Below are 25,067 nucleotides of genomic sequence, written 5' to 3' on the forward strand. Positions count from 1 at the left end.
TCCGGTCTTGAGGGCCGGGGCGATTGCGACGTCGGATGGGAGCGCTTCGATCAGGGGGCCTGGGGGTCCTGGCGTGGGTGCCGCTCCACGGCAGGTGTGGTGGGGTGAGTCGTGTCGACGGCGTGCCCCAGGCGGCACGCCGCTGTTGTCCCGAGGCCCACGAAATGAAGGAATTCTTCATCATCATCAAGCTCGATGCAAGGTCTCGACATAGACAGATGTCGCGCTATATGGTGCGGCGACCCGGGCGGCAGGATTGCAGTCGCCCTTTGTAGTCGACGAGGAGTGACGGTGACTGTTCGGAGACCCTCGCGTCGGGTGAGCCAACTGCTCGGCGGCGCAGCGATTTTGATGATCGGCCTGACCAGCCAGCCGGCCCAGGCCGAGCCGCAGCAGGGCGCGGAGACGCTCGCTGCCGCCTTCGACCAGGCTTCGGCCCGCTCCGACGTGCCGCGCGACCTGCTCGCCGCGCTCGGGTACGCGGAGACCCGGCTGGACGGTCACAACGGCGAGCCCAGCGCCTCCGGCGGGTACGGCGTGATGCACCTGACCAGCAACCCGAAGGTGCGGACCCTCGACGAGGCGGCGCGCCGGGCCCGACTGGACCGCACCGAACTGCGCACCAGTGACGCGGCGAACGTCGCCGGCGCGGCGGCGGTGCTCCGCTCGTACGCCGATCAGGCCGGGCTCACCGCGAAGCAGCGCGACGACGTCAACCAGTGGTACGGCCTGATCGCCCGCTACGGCGGCTCGTCGGACAAGGCCACCGCCCGGCTGTACGCCGACGCCGTGTACGACCTGCTCGGCCGCGGCTTCAGCGCGACCACGGCCGCCGGCCAGGTCACCGTGGACGGCCGTCCGGTCGCGCCCCAGCGGGGCGACTACGCCAACGTGGCGCCGCTGGGCACCGCCGACATGGGCACCCAGAGCACCGACTACGGCCCGGCGGCCTGGGTGGCGGCGAACTCGTCCAACTACACGGCCTCCAGCCGCGAGTCGTCGTACCCGATCAACTACATCATCATCCACACCATGCAGGGCAGCTACGCCGGCTCGATCAGCTGGTTCCAGAACGCAGCCGCCGGCACCAGCGCCCACTACCTGCTCCGTTCCTCGGACGGCGCGGTGACCCAGATGGTGCGGGACAAGGACGTCGCCTGGCACGCCGGCAACTGGACCTACAACACCCAGTCGATCGGTATCGAGCACGAGGGCTACGTCGACAACGCCTCCTGGTACACCGACGCGATGTACCGGTCGTCGGCCGCGCTGACGCGGCACCTGTGCGACAAGTACGGCATCCCGAAGACCCGCAGCAACATCATCGGTCACAACCAGGTGCCGGGCGCCACGCACACCGACCCGGGTCCGAACTGGAACTGGACCTACTACATGCAGCTCGTCACCGGCACCACGACGCCGCCGCCGACCTGGTCGACCATCGTGGACAACACCACCGCCGGTCGGTTCACCGCGAGCGCCAACTGGAGCACCTCGTCGTACTCGTCGCAGCGCTACGGGGCCGACTACCGGTACGCCAACCCGGTCGCGGCCAGCGACGCCGCCTGGTACAAGGTGAACATCCCGGCCACCGCCACCTACCGGGTGGAGGTCTGGTATCCGGCCGTCGCCGGTTACAACGCCACCACGCCGTACATCGTGGCGACCAGCAGCGGCAACCAGACGGTCAACGTGAACCAGTCGGCCAATGGTGGTGGCTGGCGCTCGCTGGGCAACTTCACGCTGGCCGCCGGAGACGCCAACAAGGTAGGTATCAGCCGGTGGTCCGGTAGCACCGGCTACGTGATCGCCGACGCGATCCGCATCACCCGCGTCTAGCGCGGCAGCGCGGCAGCGCGGCAGCCCGGACGGGGCCCCAGCGCGGCAACGATGTGCGCAAGGAAAGGTCCCCTGCTATCGGATTTTGATAGCAGGGGACCTTTCCTGACTACCGCAACGGCAACTGCCCAGGGGTAACCCCCGAGTGTGGACGTCTTCTCGTAATGATCGTTCCGTCTTGGTCTTACCGGCGCCTGTTCGATCAGATGCGATTACGCGCTCGTTGGTGTCCCGTCCGGGTGAAAGTGGCCCAGTCCGGGCTATCTGGTCCAGCGGGTGGTCCAGTCCGGGTGAGGGTGGCCCGAGGAGTTGATCTCAACCTAAGTTGAGGTTCTAGGTTGTCCCCATGGACACCACGAACTCCACTCCCCCCACCAACGACGACGAGAAGAGGATCCGCGAACTCGTCGCGCGGACCCAGGAGGCGCAGATCGACCCGGACGTACTGCCCGCCCTGCACACCTCCGACCTGGTGCTCATCAACCTCGCCGGGCGGCGCCTCTTCGGGCGCGAGTCCTTCGCTTCGGCCATGGCCGAAGCGCTCTCCTCCCCGCTCAAGGACATCCGGACCGTGCTGGAAGTCAACGACATCCGGTTCGCCACCCCCGACGTCGCCATCGTGAGCCTGACAAAGACGATCCACGACGAACGGCCCGAGGCGGAGGACTCATCCGAGCTGCCCTTGACCGGCATCATGACCTACGTCATGACCCGCAGGGGCGACGACTGGCGCATTGCCCTGGCGCAGACGACACCGATCCGCTGAACGCCCACTGACAAACACCCGGCGAACTCTGCAAGCAGCCTGTCACTCCGCAGTTCATCGGCTCCACCTCTGCAAGATTCAATGAGCCAGGGCACTCAGCGCCGGAACGCTGCGGCGCTGAGTGACCTTGAGGATCACAGAAAGCGCCAAGTAGGTCCGGACAACATCGGGCCGGACCGTCCGAGCTACCTGGCACCACCGCAGGTCGCGGGCGACCGGGCGTGCCAGGTTCATCCGGACCGGACAGTTGGCGCGCGCCCAGATCGACGCCTCGCTGTTGCGGCCGGCCCCAGGGGATGCGCGTGCTGCCGACACCATCGGCCCCAGCCTGGTCGGCCTTTACCGGGTCGGCCTGCCTTACGTTGGTCCCTATGGAGCTGCCCCGTTTGTGCGGTCGGTGGAGTGGGAGCGTGGACGGGGCAGCTCCATAGGGACCGGAGGGTGGGTCCCCGACCGGGTGGGGGTATTCGTCGGCCCGCTCTACCCGACTGCCCGGTGTGCGGGGCGGGATGGGGCGGCGTAGCGGCGGCCTTCCCAGGGCATGCGCGGGAGAGGGATATGGCGGAGGACCGGTGAGACCGAGGCCCTGGCCAGGATTTCGGGTCATCCGCAAGGAGCGGAACGGGATTCCCGGAGGATGGATGAGCTTCGGGCGGGATCGGACACTCCGCGAACTTGCCGGGGCCCTGCCCGGGCATCCTGCACTTGACGTTGACACCGTGACAAGGTCTTCACTGGGTGCAGGAGGTGGTCCCCGTCAACTCGACATACAGGAATTCACCGGACACGCGTCTGCCCGACGCGTTGGGCGCCGGAGACCCGTCGGCGCGGCTCCAGGCGGCTCTGGCCGTTGGCACGCACGCCGACCCCGGCCTCCTCGATGCGCTCGTGGCACGGTGCGCGATCGAGCCGGACTTCTTCGTACGCGACATGCTCACCTGGGCGTTGACCCGCCTCCCGCCGGAGATCACGGTGCCCAGACTCCGCGCGGAGCTCCGTTCCGAGCGCGCTCAGGCCCGAAGCCAGGCGTTGCATACGCTGTCCAAGATCGGGGACGGGAGCGCATGGCCCGCGATCACGCGGTCGTTGCTGCACGACGCCGACGACGAGGTCGCGCGAAGCGCATGGCGTGCTGCCGTCGTCCTCGTGCCCGCCGGAAGACAGGAAGGGCTGGCTGCGGAACTGGCCGCACAACTCGGTCGCGGCGACCGGAATGTGCAACTGAGTCTCAGCCGGGCACTCGTCGCCCTCGGAGACGTGATCGAGCCGGCCCTGCATACGGGACTGGCGAGTGGCGACCCGACGGTGCGTGCGCATGCCCGCGCCACGGAGCGGCTCCTGCGCTACCCGGATGCCGGTTTCGACCCAGCCGTCGACGAGGCGAAGCGGATCGTCGCCCTCGGCCCGGAACGGGCCGAGGGAACAGCGTGCTGATCGGCGAGGTGGCACGCCGCTCGGGGGTGAGTACCCGGATGCTCCGGCACTACGACTCGCTCGGGCTGGTGCGACCAACAGGCCGCACCGTGGGCGGCTATCGCGAGTACTCCGCCGAGGACATTCGCCGGATCTACCACGTGGAGAGCCTGCGGTCCCTGGGATTGTCGCTGCGACAGATCGGACGCGCTCTGGAGGATCCCGCCTTCGCGCCGTCCGCACTGGTCGGCGACCTCATCCGACGGACCGAAGACCGACTGAAGCGGGAACAGGAGCTACTCGATCGACTCCGTACGGTCGATGCCTCGGTACCCTCCGGCTGGCAGGGCGTGCTGCGCATCGTCGAGCTTCTGCACGGGCTCAACTCGCCCAGTGCCGCGCGCCGGCAGCAGGCCGTCCTGGCCCCGGCCGAGGACGTGCCGGTTCCCACCGAGCTGCTGGCTGGGGCGGTCCTCGCCGAATCCGATCCGAACGTCGCCGGCGCCCTGCGGTGGGCCCTCGCGCGGGCGGGCGGTGGCGGTGTGGCGAGCGTGGCGTCCGGCGTGTATTCGGAGGACGTCGACATCCGGCGGCGCGCGGTCCTGGCGATCGCCGAGATGCCCGGTGACGAGGCGACCGCGGTGCTCGCGGACGCACTCGGGGACTCGGACAAGACGGTGCGCAGGCATGCTGCTCTGGCATTGGGTGCGCGTGGCGCGACCGCAGCCGTGCCGACACTCGTCGGCATGGTGGTCGAGGGCGCGATCGACGTCGAGGCGGCCGAGGTCCTGGGAGCATTGTCACTGGACCCCGGGTACGGGGACCGGATCATGAGCGCGCTGGTCGACGAGCTCGCCGCACACCCTGCGGACTCTGCGGTGCGGATACGCCTGACCCAGGCACTCGCCGAGATGCCGGCGACCATCGCGCAGGGCGTCCTACGGCAACTGGCCCACGACGATGATCGGGCTGTCGCCCTCATCGCCTCGGCCCTCGTGGGAGTGCTCGAAGAGCGGTCCGACGGCTGAAGGTCCTGCCAGTAGGACTGGACACCAACGGTGGGGCGCGGACGGGAGGATCCGACCGCGCCCCACCACGGTGAGCTACCGGAGGGCGTACGCCCGCTGGACGGTCTGCTCGGTTCGGTTGCCGTCGGCGTCCCAGGCGTTGACGTTCAGCCAGACGTAGCCGTCTGTGCTGGACAACGCCGGGTGAACGGTGCGGACGTTGAACTGCCCGCCGCCGATCGGCACCGCCCGCGCGGCGTGCCAGGTGGCCCCCCCGTCGGTCGACGTCGAGACGGACATCCCCTTCACCCTCGACCTGTCGGGGGTGAGCCCGTGCGCGGCCGCGGTGATCGTGAACTGGTGTCCCCGGCCGGCCTTGGCCTGGTTGTTCAGGTCCAGGTCAAGGTCGTAGTCGAGCTGCAGCACCGGCTGGAACGCGCACGAGCCGGTGCCGATCGGACAGATGTACCCGGCAGGGGTGCCCTTCGTCGGGGTCGCCGAGCGGAAGGTGTAGACGGAGTCCACCCGGGGGGCGAGGGTCTGGACCGAGCTGAGCCCGTAGCCGGTGTCCGTGGTCTCCAGTCGGTAGACGCCCGACCCGGCCGGTAGCTGGAACCGGCGCGGGGACGTGGTCAGCGGTGGGATCACCACGCCGTTCCGGGTCAGCTTCCAGGTGCTGTTGGCGGTGGAGGCGACCATGCTGTGCCCGGGGGTGCCGTCCAGCCAGTACTGCCCGGCGAGGAAGGTGTCGCCGTCCCGGCAGAACCCGCAGGTGTTCGCCCGCACGACGGGGGACGTGACCTCGATCGCCCCGACCCGGATGGGCGCGGCGAACCACGACTCGTCCCGGCTGCGGGTGCCCGCCCGGAAGTAGTCGTCCGAGGTCCACCAGAACTGTTCCTCCCCGCCCGCCTGGGTCTTGCCCACCTGCACGATGTACCGCAGCCACTGCAGGTGGTCACCCTCACCGACGTACTCGGTACGTGCGGTCGGGCCGGGGAACCGCCAGGTGCTCTGCGATGACCACGGGTCTCTCGGACCCAGCGCGCCCCAGATCGAGTCGACCATGAGCGGCTTGTCGGCGTGGTAGGTCGTCTTCAGCTTCACCATCGCCTTCGGGTCCACCGGCCGCTCCGGGGTGCCCGGCACGCCGTTGGGGTGGTCCCGACGCAGGTGGTAGACGTACGACGGGCCGCTGGTGCCGCCCAGGGTGACGGTGCTCTTGCCGCGCCTGCGCAGCGACTCACCCTCGTCGCGGGACAGGGTGAGGGCGAGCATCGTGCCGGTGCTCGGCACGAGGTTGCCCAGCAGCGCGGGAGCCCTCGCGACGTCCACATAGATCAGGGCGAGCCCGGCCCCGGCGGCTGCCGCGTTGTCCCGTGCCGTACGCGCCGCATTCTGCGCGTACGCGTGTCGCCACGGCCACTCCATGTCCGTCGGGATCTGGATCCGGATCAGCGCCGCCTTGCCCTTGACGCCGGCCGCGGCCAGTTCCTGCGGGCTACCGGCACCGGCGAACACCATCGGCAGGTTCCGCTTCTTGCCGTTCAGGTGACTGCTGGCGGACAGCATGTCGTAGTCCGGCGCGAGCCGGCCCCCGCCCCGCACCCGCAGGTCCACGAGCGCCTCGGACAGGGTCCACTGGTTGTGGAACTCGAAGAAGCCGATCTTCACCGGCTTGGTCGGCGTGGCGTAGCCCTCGTACTGGCCGCCGCCGATGAGCATCGCGAAGGGCAGCACCGAGCCGTCGGCCAACCCGCGAAGGGTGCCGTAGCTGACGCTCGGCATGTCGGTCGGGGCAGCCGTAGGCGGCCGGACGTTGACCGCCGTGCGGGCGTCCAACGTCACCTCGGTCGGCGCGTTGACCTGCACCTCGGTCTCGGTCATCAGCGTCGCCCGCCGGACGTCCTCCTCGTGCTCCATCATCGCTACCTGGATGTCGTACACCCCGACCGGCAGGCGCATCGTCACGACACCGTCGCGGACGTTCTCGTAGTACGCCGGGAGCGTCATCGGGTCGTTGTCGACCGGATTGTCGACCCGGATCGCGCCCACCGTCTGCGGGCGCGGCGTGTCGCCCCTGGACCCGATGAGCCGGATGGTCACCGGCTGCATCGCGGTCTCCTTGTACCAGGACAGCGCGGTCCGCACCGACACCGAGCCGTCGGCGGTGCTCGCGAGCAGCAGACCGCCGTACCCACCGGTCGGGCCGGCCTTGGGGTCCACGGTGAACGTCACCTCGGCGGCACCCCTCGCGGGGACGACGACGCTGGTCGCGGAGAGCGTGGCGGAACCGGCGGGCACCGGCTTGCCGTCGAACGCCTTCACGTCCAGGGCGAGGTTGAGCGTGACCGGAGCGTCGCCGGCGTTGGTGTAGGCGACCTTACGTTCGATCGGTGCCTGCGTGCCGTCGGCGATCCTGCCCACGTTGACCGTGGCCGAGCCGTAGACATGCTGCTGAAGGGCGCGCGGAACGTCGAGCCGCCCGGTGCCGCCCTGCCACCACGAGTAGGCGCCGGCCTTGGTGGTGGTCACCAGCGCGTCCTTGAGCTGCGCCGGGGTCCAGTCCGGGTTGGCCTGGGCGAGCAGCGCGGCTGCGCCGGCAACGTGTGGCGTGGCCATCGAGGTGCCGCTGACCCTGGTGTACTGCCCGTCCACGATCGGCCAGAGGGACGTGCCGGCCGCGCGGGCCGCCGCGATCTCGACGCCCGGCGCGGTGATCTCCGGCTTGACCGCGGCGTCGCCGTAGCGGGGACCGCGGTTGGAGAACGAAGCGAGTACGTCCCGGTTGTCGACCGCGCCGACGGTCAGCGCGGTGTTCGCCGCGCCGGGGCTACCGATGGAGAGGTCACCCTGGTTGTTGCCGGCGGCGACCACGAACAGCGTGCCGGTGGAGGCGGTCAGCGAGTCGACCGCCTGACTCATCGGGTCGGTGCCGTCGGTGGTGACGGGCGCCGACAGGCTCATGTTGACCACGGCGGCCCCCTGTGCGGCGGCCCACTCCATGCTGGCGATGATCCAGGAGTCCTGCCCGGAGCCGCTGCTGTCGAGGGCCTTCGCCGAGAGCACCTGGGCGCCCGGTGCCACACCCTTGTAACGTCCGCCGGAGGCGGCACCGGTGCCGGCCACCGTGGAGGCCACGTGGGTACCGTGGCCGTGGTGGTCGACGCCGTCCGCTTCGCCGGTGAAGTTGGCGATGCCGGCGATGCTGCCGGACAGGTCCGGGTGGGTCGGGTCGATGCCGGTGTCGATCACACCGACCTTCACACCGGTCCCGGTGACGCCCGCCGCCCAGGCGGCGGGGGCGCCGATCTGGGGCACGCTCTCGGCCAGGTTGACCTTGAACTTGCGGTCCAGCCAGACCTTTTCGACGCTCCTGCCGAGTGTGGCGCGGCCGGTGCGGTCGGGCGTGGCCGGGGCGAGTGCGTTCCAGAACTCCCCGGCATTCGCCGTCGACACGCTTAGCGCCGCCCCGTCGATGCTGGCCAACGTGCGCTTGTTCTCGCTGGCCGGTAGCGCGTCGGCCTGTCGGGTCAGGGTCTTGGCGGCCGGGTCGCCCTGGAAGGTGACGATCACCGGCAGGGTCTTCGCGGTGCCGGTGATTCCCTGCCGGACCAGTTCGCGGACGTTGAACAGGTCGCGCTCCAGGAAACCCGAGGTCACGTACGGTGCCGCGTCGGACGGGATGACGAACAGGTCGTCGCCGCTGCCCTGGACGGTGAACGTGGCGGACCGGGTCGGATCGTCGGCGGCGTCGACCGCGTACGTCGATCGGCCGTCGGCACCGGTGTTCACGGTGACCGTGTCGCCGGTGAGCAGCGGTACGCGGTGCGTGCCGATCTCTCCCGGTTCGGGTCGTGGGGCCGATGGGGCTGTCGGGGGTGGCGGACCATCCGGTGTGGACGGTTCGGCGAGCGCTGGGTGGGTTGAGGTCAGGACCAGAGCCGTGCCGGTGACGGCGGCGGCGAGAGCACGGGTGAACCGCGCAGCAGACATTGACAGCCTCCTAGCAAAGTGGCCTGAAGCTACCGCAGCCCGCCGGCACTGTGAAGATCTATCTCATACGTTTTCCCAGGTAGGGGGGCCTCTTTTATGATCCACTCTGGATAAATGATGATCAAGGCCGGTTCGTGACGGACCGGATGCATCCGAAGCCTCCACGATGGATAAGTCTGTTTACAGAACCGGTTCCGGCGCGGTGTTGATGTTGGCGAGATCGGGCCGGCCCAGGATGGGCGTCGAGGCGACCCGGTTGGGCCGGCCGGCCGAGCGTCGTACCGGGAAGCGCAGTGTCGCCCATCGCTTCGGTGTGCGGGGCCTCGCCGGTTGCGGCCCGGAGCGCGGCCCGAGACGCGTCGGCCCGGCCCGAGACGACGATCATGCACATCGCCGTCACCCTCAGGGCGGGCTGAACAGAATTGGGCTTCTTGTCGCCGGCCAGCAGTGAAAATGTCTTCGGGTGGGTCTACGACTCGGTGAAACGTCAGCTCCACAATGGGAACTCGAGCGGGGGTCTGACCCAGGGCCCCGGCAAAGTCGCGAGGGTGTCCGATTCTGCCCGAAGTTCATCCACCTTCCGGGAATCCCGTTCCGCGTCTCGGGATGGCCGGAGATCATGGAAGGAATTGGCCCCTCCGGGGGCCTTTTTTACCAAGACCTCCCGCGTGGTCAGTCGTGCCGTCGGAAATGGCGCTCCTGGTAGTGGTGCGCCGTACGGGGGCCCGGGGCCTTGGTTCCGCCGAACCTCAGCTGTTCCACTTCTCGCCCAAATGCCCGGGAGGCCGCCGCTACGCCGCCCCATGCCGCCCCGTGCACCGGGCAGTCGGGCGGCGACCTGACAACTGCCCCCACCCGGTCGGGGACCTACCCATCGGTCCCTATGGAGCTGCCCCGTCCACGCTCCCACTCCACCGACCGCACAGACGGGGCAGCTCCATAGGGACCAACGCAGAGCAGACCGACCCGGCAGGGGCCGATGATGCCGGCAGCGCGCGCATCCCCGGGCGCCGTGTCGTGATCGCTCCACCCGCCGATCCTGACTGGCTGTCCTCGGCCGCATGAGTTGGCTTTGAGCCCGACGCGACTGGCCGGTACGCGGTCGTGCTCTACCTCAGCAGCGGCGCGATGGCGGGGCTCAGCCAGCCTCCTACCCGCCGAGGCCATGGAGGGCGGGTCGTCGGCAAACAGGGTGAGCGATCTGCTCTCGCGGCGCATCCATTCGATGCTGGTGAGAAAGTCCAGCGGAGATCTGAACCAGAGTACGAGATCACGCAGAACGTCCTTACCGGGGTGCCGCCAGCGGCCAACGTGGAGTAGTCCGGTCAGGACGGCGGGCAGCGCCAGGCCATTGACAAGCAGGGTCTTCTCCCACGTTCTTTCCCGCTTTCTCGGCATGGTGCCGGCGGACGCGTTGGCGGGCAGGCCCGGTGTCGATGACGAGACTACGAGAGGGTCGAGCAGTTCGGGCCGCCGGACGCGTGTGGTGCGGCCTGGCACGGTTCCGGAGCGGGTCGTGCCGCCTCAGTCTTGAGCCGGCCGTGCAGGTAGGGCTGGGACGGTCGTTGGAAGCACGTGCCGGAGACGCGGGATTCGACGGTGCGGACGTGTCGGAAGCCCTGCCGGCGGTAGTAGTTGTGCAGCCGGTGATTGGTGGTCCAGGCGTCGAGCCGCAGCCACGTCAGCCCCGCCTCGTATGCCCGGCCACCGGCCCAGTCCAGGAGTTCACCGCCGAGGTTCGCGCCGGCATGGGCGAGCGGGATCATCATCTTCGCCGCGTACAGCGCGTCGGCCGGGTCATCCTCGGGGTGCCACAGCGCCTCGGGGTCCCGGTCCGGTTTCCACCGGTTGTCGACGTCCACGTACGCGGTCAGGGTGATGGTGGCGATCGGGTCGTCGCCCTCCCAGACCATCCACGTCTAGTCCGGCTGAGATCGTCGATGCCACGGCGGAGCGGGGCAGCGGGATGGACCACTGCTCTTCACCCCGGGTGGCAAGCCACGCCACGCGCTCGCGCCGCCAGCTCATGATGACGTCGACATCCCTCAGCCGGGCCGGCGTGATGATCATTCGGGGGCTTCCTCCGGGCGGAATCTGCCGATGATGCGCACGTCTCCGTGGGTGGTGACGATCTGGTTGCGGTCGCCGGAGAACACGTTGAAGGACACCCGCACGGGGCGCTGCTCGGTGTAGCCGGTGCGGATGTGCAGCAGGATCGTCGTGCCGGGCTGCAACCCGAGCAGCCTCGTTTCCTCGGGCGTGGGCATCCGGGAGACGTACTCGTCGTAGAAGGCCGTCTGCTCGTGACCCCGTTCGGCCAGGAGCCGGGTGGTGCCCTGCGGGATGTCCTTTGGCGAGAGCAACTCGTGGACCTCCTCTGCGAGGTCCATCGGGTAGTAGCTGTCCTGCAACGAGGACGGCTGGTCGTTGACGTACCGGACGCATCGCCGCAGCACTGCGACCGAGTCGGGCTCGACGTGGAGGCCCAGGTGCTGGTCAAGCTCGGCGAGGCGAATCTGGCCTGGCTGGCCGCCGACCGGGCGATGACCGCCGCCACCGGCGACCCACACCGCACCGGCCTCGCCGCGATCTCCCTCGCCCAGGCACTCCGGGCCCTACGGCGCGGCCGGCTGGCGATGACCGCCGCCCTCACCGCCGTACACCAACTCGACCGGACACCCGCCCGCGTCTTCCTGCCCGACGAACCCGCCCTGACGGGAACCCTGCTGATCGAAGCCGCCCTCGCCGCCGCAGCATGCGGAGACGACACCGCCGCCGGCGAACTCACCGAACGCGCGGCCCACCTCGCCACCGCCCACGGCGAGCACCGCCACCACGACAACGACGGCACCGGCTTCGGACCCACTGCCGTCGAACTCGCCCGTGCCCTGACCGCCATGCGCCTCGGCGACCACCACCGGGCCGCCCACCTCATCGACATCACCCGCGCCCACCTCGACCTCGGCGACCCCCACACTGCCGGCCGCGCCCTGGTCACCGCCCCCGCCGAGACCCGCACCCGCCCCGCCGCCCGCACCGCGCTGACCGCCGTGCTCCGCGCCGGCCCCACCGCCGCCGACGTGGCCCGCCTCGCCGCCACCGTCGGACTGACCCGGCAATGAGCACACCGGACACGACGGGTCAGGCGGCGGCCCAGTCGACGGCCAGGGGCAGCCCGACGAACGCGGCGTACGCCTCCAGGGCCGCGTCGACCCGGGCCCGGGTGGCGGCGTCGAGGTCGACCAGCGGGCGCACCGCGACCTTCACCTTCGTCTTGGTCAGCGTCCGCTTCCAGGTGCCGACCACCCGGCCGCCGCGCACCACCGTCGACTGGAAGACCCCGTTGGCGCCGGGGATGATCGCCTGCTTGTGTGCCGCGTCGACCATCAGCGACCGGTCCTTGTAGCCCAGCAGGTATTCGTCGAAGCCGGGCAGGGTGTGCACGTCGTCGACCGGCTCCCGGGGCGCGTCGAGCAGAGCCGGGTCGACCACGGACTCGACCCCGTCGACCGTCACGGTGGTCAGCGCCGCCCCGGCGGCGGCGATGCCCCGCTTCGCGTCGGCGGCGGTCAGGCCAGTCCAGCCGGCGAAGTCCTTCCGGGTGGTGGGGCCGTGGCTGCGGAAGTAGCGCAGCGCCAGGATGCCCAGCGCCTCGTCGCGGTCGGGGCGGTGCGGGTCGGGCACCCACTCGTCGAGCAGGGCGAAGGTCTGCTCGGTGCCGACGTGCGGGGCGATGCAGGTGACGCCGCGCTGGGCCGCGTACCAGATCAGGTGGTAGCCGCGCTGCCCGGTGGTGTCGAAGCCGGCCGCGTTGAGCGTGCCCAGGCACTCCGAGCGGGTCAACCGGACGCCGCCGGCCAGCGCCTCGCCGAGCACGTCGGCGGCCCGGTCGACGTCTTCCAGGCTGAGGCCGAGGCTCGCCCGCCGGGGCCCGGCGGCGTCCAGGATGCGCACCCCGGTCACCTCCAGCATCCAGCGGGCGTCCCGGGCCGGCACCAGGTGCACGGTGCCGCGCATCGGCCAGGTGCGCAGCGCCTCCCGACGCTCCAGCGCCGCCCGCACGTCGGCCTGCGTCCAGCCGGGCAGCCGCAGCCCGAGCGACCACAGGCCGCTCGCCACGTCCTGCGCCTGCATCGCGCCGAACCACTCGACCACGCCGGCCACGTCGGTGGGCCGGGCGGTGGGGTGGGGACGCAGCAGCAGGCTGGTCGTCCGCAGCGCGAGCGCCTCTGCGCCGGTCAGCTCCGCCGCCCCGGCCGCCGCCGCCGTACGCATCCTCGCGTCGCTCGTTGCCACGTGGTCAGCCGCCTTCCGTCCGGGTCGACGGTCAGCATAGGACCGGGCACCGACAACCCGCCGGGCCCGCGCGCCCGGCCACCAGCAGGCGGTGAGCTGCGGGGCGTGCCCGCACGGTCGCCCCCGTGCCGGCCGGTTAGGGTGGAGATCGTGCTCCGTCAGGTCACCGGGATCCGGTATGTCACCCCGCTACGCGAGGGCGGCTCGCTGCCCGGTGTGGTCGAGGCCGACGACCTCGGCACGTACGTGGCGAAGTTCCGGGGGGCGGGGCAGGGGCCGAAGGCGCTGGTCGCCGAGGTGATCTGCGGCGAGCTGGCCCGCCGGCTCGGGCTGGCGGTGCCCCGGCTGGTGGTCCTCGACATCGACCCGGTGATCGGCCGGGCAGAGCCCGACCAGGAGGTGCAGGAGCTGCTGCGCGGCAGCGGCGGGCCGAACCTCGGGATGGACTTCCTGCCCGGCGCGCTCGGCTACGACCCGGTGGCGCACCCGGTCGACCCGGCGCTGGCGTCCCGGGTGCTGTGGTTCGACGCGTTCACCGAGAACGTCGACCGGAGCTGGCGCAACCCCAACCTGCTGATCTGGCACCGCGAGCTGTGGCTGATCGACCACGGAGCCTGCCTGTACTTCCACCACAACTGGCCGCGCGCCGAGGCGGCGGTGCACCGGGCGTACCGGGCCGACGATCACGTGCTCGCCCCGTACGCCGGTCGGCTCGCCGAGGCGGACGCGGACCTGACGCCCCGGGTCACCCCCGGGCTGCTGGCCGAGGTGCTGGCCCTGGTCCCCGACGCCTGGCTGGCCGGGCCGGACTTCGACTCCGCCGACGCGGCCCGCGCCGCGTACGTCGACCACCTCACCCGCCGGGTCGCGCGCACCGCCGACTGGCTGCCGCAGGGGAGCCCCGCGTGAGAGAACCCTTCGAGTACGCGGTGATCCGGCTGGTGCCCCGGATCGAGCGCGGCGAGCAGATCAACGTCGGGGTGATCCTGTACTGCCAGGGGCGGGACTTCCTCGCGGCGCGTACCCATCTGGACGCCGACCGGGTCCGGGCCCTCGCGCCGGACGTGGACCTGGCCGAGGTCGCGGCGGCGCTGGGTTCCTGGGACCGGACGTGTGCCGGGGACGGGCCGTCGGGGCGGATGAAGCGCGGGGAGCGGTTCCGCTGGCTGGCCGCGCCGCGCAGCACGATGATCCAGACCAGCCCGGTGCACACCGGGCTGACCGCCGATCCGGCGACGGAGCTGGACCGGCTGCTGGACGCCCTGGTCCGCTGACCGGTCAGAGCCGGCGGTGCATGACGAGCAGGTCGACGTACCCCCGGCTCGGGTGCCGGAAGCCCTCGGGGATCCGGCCGACCACCGCGAAGCCGAGGGACCGCCACAGCGCCACCGCCCGCTCGTTGCTGGCCACCACCGCGTTGAACTGCATCGCCCGGTAGCCCTCGGCCCGGGCCAGGTCCAGCACGTGCACGCCCAGCGCCCGGCCCACCCCGCGCCCGGCGGCGGCCGGGGAGACCATGAAGCTCGCGTTGGCCACGTGGTCGCCGGGGCCGAGCTGGTTGGGGGCCAGCTTCGCCGTCCCCAGCACCGTCCCGGCGTCGTCGTCAACGGCGACGACCGCGCGGGCGGGCGGGCCGGGCAGCCACAGCCGCCGGGCGGTCGCCTCGTCGACGTCCCGGGGCCAGGTGTACGTCTCACCGGCGGCCACGATCCGGCGCAGGAACGGCCAGATCTCGGGCCAGTCGGCGGTGGTGGCCTCCCTGATCGGCATGCGTCGAGCATGCCAGCGCGCGGGCCGGCGGCGGCACCGGCCCGGCGTTTGACGCCGAAAGGAACGGGTAGGCGCGGGAGCTGACCTGAATCGAGGAGAGGAACATCGGATGGACGGCCAGATCAAGGTCGCGGTGATCTACTACAGCGCGACCGGCATCACGTACCAGATGGCGGTTGCGGCTGCCGAGGCCGCCGGGGAGGCCGGTGCGGAGGTCCGCCTGCGCAAGGTGCGTGAGCTGGCACCGGACGAGGCGATCCGCTCCAACTCGGGGTGGCAGGCGCACCGCCTGGAGACCCAGGAGGTCATGGAGGCCGAGCCCGACGACCTGTCCTGGGCCGACGTGGTGATCTTCGGTTCGCCGACCCGGTACGGCATGGTCGCCGCGCAGCTCAAGCAGTTCATCGACACCACCGGCCCGCTGTGGGCGCAGGGCGCGCTGGCCGACAAGGTGTACTCCGCGTTCACCTCGACGGCGACCACGCACGGCGGGCAGGAGTCCACGCTGCTGTCGCTGCTGACGGTCTTCTACCACTGGGGCGGCGTCGTGGTCACCCCCGGCTACACCGACCCGAGCCAGTTCATCGCCGGCAACCCGTACGGCGCCTCGCACACCAGCAACAACGGCGAGGTGGCCCCGGACTCCGTGGCGCTCGGCGCGACGGCGCTGACCGCGAAGCGGGCGGTGCGGATCGGCGCGGCGCTGAAGAAGGGCATGGCCGCCGGCTGACCCCTCTCGTCCGGCGACCGGTGGCGGTACGGGAGCCCTCGTCCGGCCACCGGTCGCCGGCATCCCTACCCCCGGTCGGGGGGGGGGGGGGGGGGGGGGGGGGGGGCCGGGGGGCGCCCCGCCCCCCCCCCCCCCCCCCCCCCCCCCCCCCCCCCCCCCCCCCCCCGCGGCGGCCGCCGCGGCCCCCCCCCCCCCCCCCCCCCCCCCCCCCCCCCCCCCCCCGACCCGGTGGCACCGACAGCAGGTGCCCGAGCAGGTCGGCCAGCACCGCCAGGCCGTCGCGGCTGAGCACCGACTCCGGGTGGAACTGCACGCCGGCGAAGCCGGGCCCGCGCAGCGCGTGCACCGCGTGGTCGACGGGGTCGCGGGACAGCTCCACCGGCCCGTACGCGGTGGCCACCCGGTCGGCGTCGGCGACGGGGGTGAAGGTGGAGTAGAACCCGACGCGCCGGCTGGTGCCGAACACCGTGACGTCCCGCTGCAACCCCTGGTAGGGCGCGTCCCGGCGGTGCAGCGGCAGCCCCAGCAGTCCGGCCAGGAGCTGGTGGCTCAGGCACACGGCCAGGGTGGGGGCGGCGACGGCGAGCCGCCCGGCGAGCAGGCCGCGCAGGGCGGCCATCTTCGGCTCGTCCACCGCCCGCGGGTCACCCGGGCCGGGGCCGGCCACCACCAGGTCGTACCCGTCGGTGGCGGCGCGCTGCCACGGGGTCAGCTCGACGGCCAGCCCGAGGGCGCGTAGCTGGTGGGCGAGCATGCCCGTGAAGGTGTCCTCGCCGTCCACGATCAGCGCCCGGCGGCCGGCGAGCCCGGCCAGCGCCACCGACCCCGTGGGCCGCTGGTCCAGCCAGAACCGGGCCAGCGGGGCGTTGCGGGCGGCCAGCGCCGCCCGTACCTCCGGGTCGTCGGCGAGCCGCTCCACCGGGCCGGGGCCCGGGTCGGGGGCGTCGGGGCGCAGGCCGAGGGCGGCCAGCACCCCGGCGGCCTTCGCGTGGGTCTCGGCCACCTCGCCGGAGGGCGTGGAGTGGCGCACCAGGGTCGCCCCGACCGGCACCCGCAGCTCGCCGGCCGGGGAGATCTCGGCGGTCCGGATCAGGATCGGCGCGTCCAGGGTCTGCCGGCCGGCGTCGTCGCGGCCCAGCAGGGCCAGCACCCCGGCGTAGTAGCGCCGCCCGGTCGTCTCGTGCCGGGCGATCACCCGGCAGGCGTTCTCCATCGGGCTGCCGGTGACGGTGGGGGCGAACATCGTCTCCCGCAGCACCTCCCGCACGTCCAGGCGGCCCCGCCCGGCCAGCAGGTACTCGGTGTGCGCCAGGTGGGACATCTCCTTGAGGTACGGGCCGACGACCTGTCCGCCGCGCTCGGCGACGCGGGCCATCATCTTCAGCTCCTCGTCGAGCACCATGTACAGCTCGTCGACCTCCTTCGGGTCGGTGAGGAAGCGCAGCAGCGCCGCCCGGTCCGCCGTCCCGCCGTGCCGGAAGGTGCCGCTGATCGGGTTCATCATGACCAGCCCGTCGTCGACGCTGACGTGCCGCTCCGGGCTGGCCCCGACGAGGATCCGCGTCCCGGTGTGCACCACGAACGTCCAGTACGCGCCCCGCTCGCGCAGCAGCAGCCGGCGCAGCGCGGCCAGGGCGGAGACCAGTGGGGAGCCCTGCACGGTGGCCCGCAGGGCGCGGTGGATGACGAAGTTCGCCCCCTCGCCCCGGCCGATCTCCTCGGCGAGCACCCGGGCGACGATGTCGGCGTACTCGGCGTCGGCGATGTCGAACCCGGCGTCGGCGGTGGCCACCGGGGCGTCGGGCAGGGCGGCGAGCGCGTCGGCCAGGGGCAGCCGGGCGTGCCCGACGATCTCCAGGCACTCCAGCGGGGTGCCGTCGTCCACGCAGTCGAACCCGCGCTCGGTGACCTGCCGGTAGGGCACCAGCGCCAGGGTGCGGGGGCCGGGCGGCCCGTCGGGCAGCGGGATGTCCGCGAGCCGGTCGACGGGGCGTACCGTGCCGGTGAAGAGCTCCAGATGGTCGGCGCCCTCGCGGCGCATGAGCGCGAAGGGGCCGGGGTCGACGCCTCGGGCGACGGCGGCGAGCAGGTCGTGCGGGCTGGTCATCGGGGTTTCTCCTGGTGGCCGGGCGTCGCCGTCGGGGGCGGCCCTGGGCCGGGGGAGAGAACCGGCGACCGCCTTGTCGGGCGGCCGCGTGGGAAGCTACGCGCGGGGGTGGGCCGCCGGGTCGGCGGGCCACCAGCAGGTCAGGTGCGCGGGCATGCGATCACCCTACGCGCGCCGCCGCGCGCCCGGAACCCGATCCCGGGGTACGGGACCGGACGGCGGCCACCTGCGGCGACGCGGACCGCCGGGCCGCCGGGCCGGCCGCCGGGTACGGTGATCGACGATGGACATCCTCGCCCTCGACCTGGGCACCTCCTCGGTGCGGGGTCTCGTGCTGGACACCGGCGCGACCCCGCGGCCCGGCGCCCTCGCCCGTCGCAAGGTGCGCCTCACCGTCGACGACGACGGCACCGGCACCCTGGACGGCCCCACCTACCTGGCCTGCCTCGCCGAGTGCCTGGACGAGCTGGCCGCCGGCGGTCACCTGCGCGACATCGGGCTGGTCGCCGTCTCCGCCCAGTGGCACTCGGTGCTGCCGGTGGACCGGGCCGGCGAGCCGCTCGGCCCGGTGCTCACCTGGCTGGACACCCGCCCGGCGCCCCCGGCCGGCGCTACCGGCCCGGCCGACGAGGTCGCCTACCACCGGCGCACCGGCACCTGGTGGCACCGCTGCTACTGGTCGGTCCGGCTGCCCTGGCTGCGGGAGCGCACCTCGACCCCGCCGGCCCGCTTCCTCGGCCTGGCCGAGTTCGTGCTCGGCGCCCTGCTCGACGCGGCCCCGATGTCGGTGTCCGAGGCCTCCGGCACCGGGCTGCTCGACCTGGGCACGCTGACCTGGGACGCTGAGGCGTGCGAGCTGGCCGGTGCGGGCCCGGGAGAGCTGCCCGAGCTGGCCCCCGACGGTTGGCGGGGCCGGCTGCGGCGGGAGCACGCCCGCCGCTGGCCGCAGCTCGCCGACGCGGCCTGGGCTGCGCCGGTGGGGGACGGGGCCGCCTCGAACGTCGGCTCCGGCGCGGTGGGCCCGGGCCGGGCGGCGGTGACCGTCGGCACGTCCGCGGCCGTCCGGCTGGTCCAGGCCATGCCGGCCGGCGCGGAGCTGCCGCCGCTGCCCGCCGGGCTGTGGCGGTACCGGGTCGACTACGACCATGTGGTCACCGGGGCGGCTTACTCCAGCGGGGGCAACCTGTTCGCCTGGGCCGGGCGGGTGCTGCGGCTGCCCGAGGGCGCCGAACTGGACGCCGCGCTGGCGCGGGTCGCCCCGGGCGGCGGGGTGTCGGCCAACCCGCGTTTCGGCGGCGACCGGCCGCCCGGGCGCGCCCCGGCCGGCGTCGGCGAACTGCGCGGGCTGAGCCTCGACACCGGCGCGGTCGACATCCTCGCCGGACTGATGTCCGGGATCTGCCGGCTGGTCGCCGCCGACCTGGCCGAGCTGGAGTCCACCGTGGACGGGCCGGTCGAGGTGGTGCTGGGCGGCGGCGCGCTGGCCGCGTCCGGGTGGTGGCGGGAGTCGTTCGCGGCCGTCCTGGCACCTCGCCGGGTGCGCTACCGGCCCGACCCGGAGATCGGCGCGACCGGCGCGGCCCGGGTGGCGCTGGGCCGGCTGGACGAGCCGGTGGTGCTCCGCGACATCGGCCGGACGGATGAGGTGCCCTCACCGACCCCGTCAGGTCCGCGCAGCCCTCGGTATCCTTCCTGAGCTTCTGCTCAAGTGATCCCGTTGACAGCACCGGCTTGCCTGGTTGGATGGACCCCGCTCCCCGATGCGGCGGACGCGAGGGCCTAGGAGGCATGTGTGGGCGTAGGTCCCGACCCCGCCGGGAGTGGGGTGTCCAACCCCAGCCGGCGCCGGTTCGACGTCCGCGTCGTGCCGCACCGCCGCCGCTCGCCGTTTCGGCTGCGGGACTGGCGGATGGGGACCAAGCTCGTCACGGTGCTCGTCATTCCCTCGGTGGCGTTCCTGGTGCTGGCCGGGGTGCAGACCCGGGGTCTGGTCGGGCAGACCACCACGCTGAGCGACTTCGCCCGGCAGGTCGGCATCGGCCGGGAGATCACCGCCGTGGTGCACCAGCTCCAACAGGAACGCGACCGCACCGCCGGTGAGCTGGCCGAACTGCGCCGGGTCGGCGGCCGGGCCGACCGGGACGCCGCGATCGCCGCGCTGCGGCCGTTGCATGCCGCCAGCGACGCGGCAGTGCGGGAGCTGCGACGGGCGGCCGGCCCGCTGGCCGACGCCGACGCCGCCTGGCAGATCGCCTACTCGCAGGCGCTGGAGGCGTACGACCAGGTGATCTACATCCGGGCGGCCGTGCCCCCGGCGGTGCTGGGCAGCGACACCGTCCTCGGCAACTACCACCGGGCGGTCGACGCGCTGCTGACCCTGCTCGCCCAGCCCTCGCCGGGCGAGGGACAGCGGGTGCTCAACGACAGCGTGCTGCGCTACGTCCAGCTCGCCCGGGTCAAGGAGCTGTCCTCCCGGGCCCGAGCCGAGCTCTACGCCGCCGCCCGCGCCGGCCGGTACGGAGTGGCGGACCAGGTCAAGCTGACCGACCTGCGGGCCCAGCAGCTCACCGCCCTCGGCGCGTTCCGGGTGGCCGCCACCGCCGACCAGATCCGCCGGTACGACGCGGCCTCGGCGGAGCCGGCCCTCGCCGCCGCCACGAAGCTGGAGGAGCAGAGCCTGCCCAGTGGCGGCGCCGCGCCGCGGGTGCTGAACGCGCCGCAGTGGTGGGTGGCCAGCGAGCAGCGCCAGGATCGGCTGCGACAGTTGGAGGTCGGCGTCCTCGGCGACGCGGTGACCCAGGCCGATGACGCCAGATCCGAGCAGTTGCGGACCACCCTGCTGGTGGTCGGCGGGATCGGCACGGTGCTGCTGGTCGCCCTGCTGATCTCGGTGGTGGTCGGGCGGTCCGTCGCCCGCTCGATGCGGTTGCTTCGTGGCCAGGCGCTGCGGATCGCCCAGATCGACCTGCCCGAGGCCCTCGACCAGCTGCGGCAGGTCAACAGCGGGGTGTCCGACATCGAGGTGCCGCCGGCGGTGGTCCGCTCGCTGGACGAGATCGGCGAGCTGGCCGAGGCGTTTGTCGCGGTGCACCGCAGCGCGGTCAGCGTCGCGGTGGAGCAGGCGACCATGCGCCGCAACGTCAACCTGATGTTCGTCAACCTGGCCCGGCGCAGCCAGGTGCTGGTGGAGCGGCAGCTCGAACTCCTCGACGGCCTGGAACGCGACGAGAGCGACCCGGACCAGCTGGAGAACCTGTTCCGGCTCGACCACCTCGCCGCCCGGCTGCGGCGCAACGACGAGAGCCTGCTGGTGCTCGCCGGCAGCGAGTCGACCCGGCGGTGGAACCGCCCGGTGAGTCTCGCCGCCGTGCTGCTGGCCGCGAGCGCCGAGATCGAGCACTACCAGCGGGTACACCGTGAGCAGGTGGCCGACCTGCACGTCGTCGGGCACGTCATCGGCGACCTGGTGCACCTGTTCGCCGAGCTGCTGGAGAACGCCACCACGTTCTCTCGGCCGGACACCGTCGTGTTCGTCGCCGCCCGGTTCGAGGGCCCCGGCGCCCTGGTGGAGCTGACCGACCGAGGGCTGGGGATGAGCCCGGCAGCGCTGGCCGAGGCGAACGAGGTGCTGGCGTCCCCGCCGGCAGCCGACGTCGCGGCGTCCGAGCGGATGGGCCTGTTCGTGGTGAGCCACCTGGCCGCCCGGCACGCGGTGCAGGTGCGCCTGCACCCCCGCGAGGACGGCCTGGTGGCTCTGGTCCGGATTCCGGCGGCACTGCTCACCGACGCCCCGCCGGTCCAGCTCGACCCGCCGCTGTCGCGGCGGATGCTGACCACCACCCTGACCCCGACGGCGCGCCCGGGCGGGGTCGTTGCCACGCGGAACGGCGTTCCGGGGTCCGCGCGGCCGGGCGGCACCGCCGCGGGCCGGGGCGAGCCGCCGGTGGCCGGTCGCCCGCCGCGACGCGTGACCGTGCCGCGGCAGTCCCGGCCGGTGCCGGTGCGGGCGGATGACGTGCTCGCCCCGGCCGCCGGGGTGCCCGCGGACGGCGGGGGCGGCTGGTGGTCGCGGGAGGGCCCGGCCCCGGGCTCCGCCCCGGCGGCCCCGGCGCCCCCGGCGGTCCCGATCACCGGGGGCACCAACGAGCGCGGCCTGCCGGTGCGGGTGCCGATGGCGCAGCTGTCCGCCGTGAGGCGGCCCGCCCGGCCGCCGGAGCCGACTCCACGGCACGACCCGGACCCGGAAGCCGTCGGCGGCATGCTGTCCCGGCTTTACAGCGGGGTGCGGCGGGCCGAGGCTGAGGAGACCACCGAGATCATCCGGCCGCCGTCCGGCGGGAGCACCGAAGGGGGACAACAGTGATGACGTTGAGCCAGGAAGCCCGGGACCTGAGCTGGCTGGTGAGCGGGTTCGCGGAGCGGGTGCCCGGTGTGGCGCACGCGATCGTGGTCTCGTCCGACGGGCTGCTGGTGGCGATCTCCGACCACCTGCCCCGCGACAACGCGGACAAGCTCGCCGCAGTCACCTCGGGCCTGATGAGCATCGCCGCCGGGGCGGCGCAGATGTTCGACGACGACATCGTCAAGCAGACGGTGGTGGAGATGGGACGCGGGTATTTCCTGGTGATGCAGGTCCGCGACGGGTCGATCCTGGCCACCCTCGCGGCCGGGGACGCCGACATCGGCGTGGTCGGCTACGAGATGGCCCGGCTGGCCAAGCAGACCGGCGAGATGCTCACCCCGGCGCTGCGCGCCGAACTCCAGCAGGCGCTGCCCCGCTGACCCCGTCGTCCCGGCCCCGCCCGACGGGGCCGGGACGACGCGAGCACCGGACACGGGCGGGCGCGGCCGTGCCACGCCCGCCCGGCCGGGAGGCCGTCGGCCTAAAGGCCGTTGGCCCGGATCACCTCGCGGTACCAGTGCGCGCTGCGCTTGGGCACCCGGCGCTGGGTGGGGTAGTCCACGTAGACCAGGCCCCAGCGCTGGTCGTACCCCTCGGCCCACTCGAAGTTGTCGAGCAGTGACCAGACGTGGTAGCTCTCCAGCGGCACCCCGTCGGAGACGGCCCGGTGCGCGGCGGCGATGTGGTCGTGCAGGAAGCTGATCCGCCCGGCGTCGTCGACCGTGCCGTCGGCGGAGAGGATGTCCGCCTGCGGCAGGCCGTTCTCGGTGACGGTCAGCGGGACGGGTCCGTATTCGCGGGTGACCCGGGTCAGGATGTCGTACATGCCGTCCGGGTAGATCTGCTGCCAGTCCGCCTGCGAGGTGGGCCAGCGCGTGACCGTCGCGCCGTCGCCGGTGAGGTAGTACGGGGTGTAGTACTGCACCGCGAGCAGGTCGATCGGCGAGGAGATGATCTCCAGATCACCGTCGGCGACGCCCCGGGCCAGCCGACTGTCGGCGCCGAGGTCGTCGAGCACGTCGGCCGGATAGCTGCCCTTGAGGATCGAGTCGAGGTAGAGGCGGTTCTCGTACCCGTCGTAGAGGCGCGCGGCGCGGGCGGCCTCGGGGCTGTCGTCGGCGGCGTAGCAGGGGTGCAGGTTGAGCGCGGGACCGATCCGGCCGGCGCTGCCGGTGGCGCGCAGCGCCCGCACGGCCAGCCCGTGGGCGAGCTGGAGGTGGTGGGCGACCAGGTACGCCGCCTGCGGGTCCTGGAAGCCGGGGGCGTGGTGCCCGATCAGGTAGCCGTTCTGCACCACGGTCTTCGGCTCGTTGATGGTCAGCCAGACCGGCACCTGGTCGCCGAGTCCCCGGAAGACCGCCTCGGCGTACTCGGCGAACCGGTACGCGGTGTCCCGGTTCTCCCAGCCGCCGGCGTCCTGTAACGCCTGCGGCAGGTCCCAGTGGAACAGGGTGGCCATCGGCGAGATGCCCCGCTCGTGCAGCCCGTCGACCAGCCGGCGGTAGAAGTCGAGGCCGCGCTGGTTGACCGCGCCGGCGCCGTCGGCCTGGATGCGCGGCCAGGAGATGGAGAACCGGTAGCTGCGCAGCCCCAGGTCGCGCATCAGGTCGAGGTCGTCGGCGTAGCGGTGGTAGTGGTCGGCGGCCACGTCGCCGGTGTCGCCGTTGCGGGTGCGGCCGGGGGTGCGGCTGAAGGTGTCCCAGACGGACTCGCCCCGGCCGTCCTCCTTGGCGGCGCCCTCGATCTGGTACGCCGAGGTGGCCGCGCCCCAGCCGAAACCGGTCGGGAAGCGCAGCGCGCCCCGGGGCCGGTCGGTGGGGTCGGTGTCGGGGTCCGACCCGGTTCCGCAGCCGGCGGCCGGGCTACCGGCGGTCGCGGCGTCGGCGGGGCCGCCGGCGCGCGGGCCGGCGCCGGTGGCCCCGGCGGTGGCGGAGAGTGCGGGGCGGCTGAGCATCGACATGGGGCCTTCTCCTTGTGGTGGGTGCCCGCCGCAACCGGCCGGGAGCGCTCCCAGCATAGGGCAGGCGGGGGCGGCCGACCCCACTGCGCCGGGTCGGCTCTGCTGTGCGGAATGGGTTTGGCGCGCGGCCGGTTGCGCGGACGCGCCAAGTGGGCGCTGCGGGCAGCGGTCGGGGCGCGCGGGTGTGGGCCGATAGCGAGCGAGGCCGGCCGGGCGGCGTGGCACGCCTGACCCGTCGGCCTCTTTTCCCATCGTGGCGGGGGGTTTAGTGTGGGGACGGGGGAGGGCAACCCCCGTCCCCACCTTCGATGCAAACACGCACGAGTGGAATTGGCGTCCTGCCGTGCGTGTCGCGCGGGAGCCGGGCCACGCGAGTGGCTCTGGTTCCACCTCCCTCCATTGCCGGTGGGTGGTGGCTGGCGGCGGCGTCCGGGCTGGCCCGCCGTCAGCCTTCGGGCAGTGTCCCGGGAACGTCGCGGGCACGACGACCCCGGTCAACATCTTCGGTGGATCTCCATCGATGGAAGCGCTCCCATCGAGGATGAAGCGACTGTAACGCCCGTCACGGGTTTGTGAAAGACCCAAAACGAGATCGAAACATCTGCCTGCTTCTCCTCGACGACTCCTTGTTGTGGGAGCGCTTCCATGCCAGACTGTCGGCCTACCGCGACGAGGAGCCAGCTCGCGTGAGCGTGGGTCGCCGAGGGCATCCGGTTACCGGACGGCACCCGACAGGACGGACGGCCGCTGTCTGCCAGCGCCGGCGCCCTGTCCCGAACCC

The 25,067-nt window shown here is 72.6% G+C and carries 17 protein-coding genes and 1 pseudogene; 11 read left to right on the forward strand and 7 right to left on the reverse strand.

Annotated elements, in window-relative coordinates; translation table 11 throughout:
* Positions 1–318 precede the first annotated feature (318 nt).
* From ACFYZF_RS27445 to ACFYZF_RS27460, 4 genes are all read left to right on the forward strand, one after another.
* Entirely contained in the window at positions 319–1,839 is a 1,521-nt protein-coding gene (locus tag ACFYZF_RS27445; protein WP_387025547.1) for an N-acetylmuramoyl-L-alanine amidase, read from the forward strand.
* Between the two features lie 346 nt (positions 1,840–2,185).
* On the forward strand, positions 2,186–2,605 hold the full coding sequence (locus ACFYZF_RS27450; RefSeq protein ID WP_350888818.1) for an SgcJ/EcaC family oxidoreductase: 420 nt from the start codon (positions 2,186–2,188) through the stop codon (positions 2,603–2,605).
* Positions 2,606–3,352: 747 nt separating this feature from the next.
* Entirely contained in the window at positions 3,353–4,039 is a 687-nt protein-coding gene (locus ACFYZF_RS27455; protein WP_387025599.1) for a HEAT repeat domain-containing protein, read from the forward strand.
* On the forward strand, positions 4,033–5,046 hold the full coding sequence (locus tag ACFYZF_RS27460; protein ID WP_387025550.1) for a MerR family transcriptional regulator: 1,014 nt from the start codon (positions 4,033–4,035) through the stop codon (positions 5,044–5,046). Before ACFYZF_RS27455 ends, ACFYZF_RS27460 begins: the two co-directional genes overlap by 7 nt.
* Before the next feature lie 75 nt (positions 5,047–5,121).
* Here the strand turns inward: ACFYZF_RS27460 and ACFYZF_RS27465 are convergent, their stop codons facing one another.
* From ACFYZF_RS27465 to ACFYZF_RS27475, 3 genes are all read right to left on the reverse strand, one after another.
* The gene (locus ACFYZF_RS27465; protein ID WP_387025552.1) at positions 5,122–8,820 is read right to left on the reverse strand and encodes a S8 family serine peptidase; all 3,699 of its coding nucleotides are present in this window, start codon (positions 8,818–8,820) and stop codon (positions 5,122–5,124) included.
* 1,646 nt (positions 8,821–10,466) lie between these two features.
* Complete coding sequence (locus ACFYZF_RS27470) at positions 10,467–10,934, reverse strand: GNAT family N-acetyltransferase (RefSeq protein WP_387025554.1); 468 nt, start codon at positions 10,932–10,934, stop codon at positions 10,467–10,469.
* A gap of 153 nt (positions 10,935–11,087) precedes the next feature.
* A complete protein-coding gene (locus ACFYZF_RS27475) occupies positions 11,088–11,591 on the reverse strand; it encodes a UTRA domain-containing protein (protein ID WP_387025557.1) in 504 nt (167 codons plus the stop codon).
* Here ACFYZF_RS27475 and ACFYZF_RS27480 point away from each other — a divergent pair.
* Positions 11,511–12,143 (forward strand): hypothetical protein, encoded by a 633-nt coding sequence (locus ACFYZF_RS27480; RefSeq protein WP_387025609.1) that lies wholly within the window; start codon positions 11,511–11,513, stop codon positions 12,141–12,143. The genes ACFYZF_RS27475 and ACFYZF_RS27480 overlap by 81 nt on opposite strands.
* A 19-nt stretch (positions 12,144–12,162) precedes the next feature.
* Here the strand turns inward: ACFYZF_RS27480 and ACFYZF_RS27485 are convergent, their stop codons facing one another.
* Entirely contained in the window at positions 12,163–13,296 is a 1,134-nt protein-coding gene (locus ACFYZF_RS27485) for a winged helix DNA-binding domain-containing protein (protein ID WP_387025601.1), read from the reverse strand.
* A gap of 171 nt (positions 13,297–13,467) precedes the next feature.
* Between ACFYZF_RS27485 and ACFYZF_RS27490 the strand changes: the two genes are divergently transcribed.
* Both ACFYZF_RS27490 and ACFYZF_RS27495 read left to right on the forward strand, forming a co-directional pair.
* A complete protein-coding gene (locus tag ACFYZF_RS27490; RefSeq protein ID WP_387025559.1) occupies positions 13,468–14,226 on the forward strand; it encodes a HipA family kinase in 759 nt (252 codons plus the stop codon).
* Complete coding sequence (locus ACFYZF_RS27495; protein WP_387025561.1) at positions 14,223–14,591, forward strand: DUF3037 domain-containing protein; 369 nt, start codon at positions 14,223–14,225, stop codon at positions 14,589–14,591. The genes ACFYZF_RS27490 and ACFYZF_RS27495 overlap by 4 nt, the downstream gene beginning before the upstream one ends.
* A 4-nt stretch (positions 14,592–14,595) precedes the next feature.
* Here the strand turns inward: ACFYZF_RS27495 and ACFYZF_RS27500 are convergent, their stop codons facing one another.
* Positions 14,596–15,087, reverse strand: coding sequence for a GNAT family N-acetyltransferase (locus ACFYZF_RS27500; protein ID WP_387025563.1), 492 nt, complete (start codon positions 15,085–15,087; stop codon positions 14,596–14,598).
* Between the two features lie 109 nt (positions 15,088–15,196).
* Between ACFYZF_RS27500 and wrbA the strand changes: the two genes are divergently transcribed.
* On the forward strand, positions 15,197–15,817 hold the full coding sequence (gene wrbA / locus ACFYZF_RS27505; RefSeq protein ID WP_387025565.1) for an NAD(P)H:quinone oxidoreductase: 621 nt from the start codon (positions 15,197–15,199) through the stop codon (positions 15,815–15,817).
* Between the two features lie 229 nt (positions 15,818–16,046).
* Here the strand turns inward: wrbA and ACFYZF_RS27510 are convergent.
* A pseudogene (locus ACFYZF_RS27510) lies at positions 16,047–17,924 on the reverse strand (chorismate-binding protein); the annotation flags it as partial.
* Positions 17,925–18,207: 283 nt separating this feature from the next.
* Here ACFYZF_RS27510 and ACFYZF_RS27515 point away from each other — a divergent pair.
* From ACFYZF_RS27515 to ACFYZF_RS27525, 3 genes are all read left to right on the forward strand, one after another.
* Positions 18,208–19,620 (forward strand): FGGY family carbohydrate kinase, encoded by a 1,413-nt coding sequence (locus ACFYZF_RS27515; RefSeq protein WP_387025567.1) that lies wholly within the window; start codon positions 18,208–18,210, stop codon positions 19,618–19,620.
* Positions 19,621–19,716: 96 nt separating this feature from the next.
* Positions 19,717–22,287 carry a nitrate- and nitrite sensing domain-containing protein gene (locus ACFYZF_RS27520; protein WP_387025569.1) on the forward strand — a complete coding sequence of 857 codons (2,571 nt, stop codon included), beginning with the start codon at positions 19,717–19,719 and terminating at the stop codon, positions 22,285–22,287.
* 5 nt (positions 22,288–22,292) lie between these two features.
* Complete coding sequence (locus ACFYZF_RS27525) at positions 22,293–22,706, forward strand: roadblock/LC7 domain-containing protein (RefSeq protein WP_387025571.1); 414 nt, start codon at positions 22,293–22,295, stop codon at positions 22,704–22,706.
* A gap of 101 nt (positions 22,707–22,807) precedes the next feature.
* On the opposite strand, the gene ACFYZF_RS27530 is transcribed toward ACFYZF_RS27525, so the two are convergent.
* A complete protein-coding gene (locus tag ACFYZF_RS27530) occupies positions 22,808–24,286 on the reverse strand; it encodes a GH1 family beta-glucosidase (RefSeq protein ID WP_387025573.1) in 1,479 nt (492 codons plus the stop codon).
* Positions 24,287–25,067 lie beyond the last annotated feature (781 nt).

The sequence above is a fragment of the Micromonospora sp. NPDC001898 genome (genome assembly GCF_042891255.1).
Taxonomy (GTDB): Bacteria; Actinomycetota; Actinomycetes; order Mycobacteriales; family Micromonosporaceae; genus Micromonospora.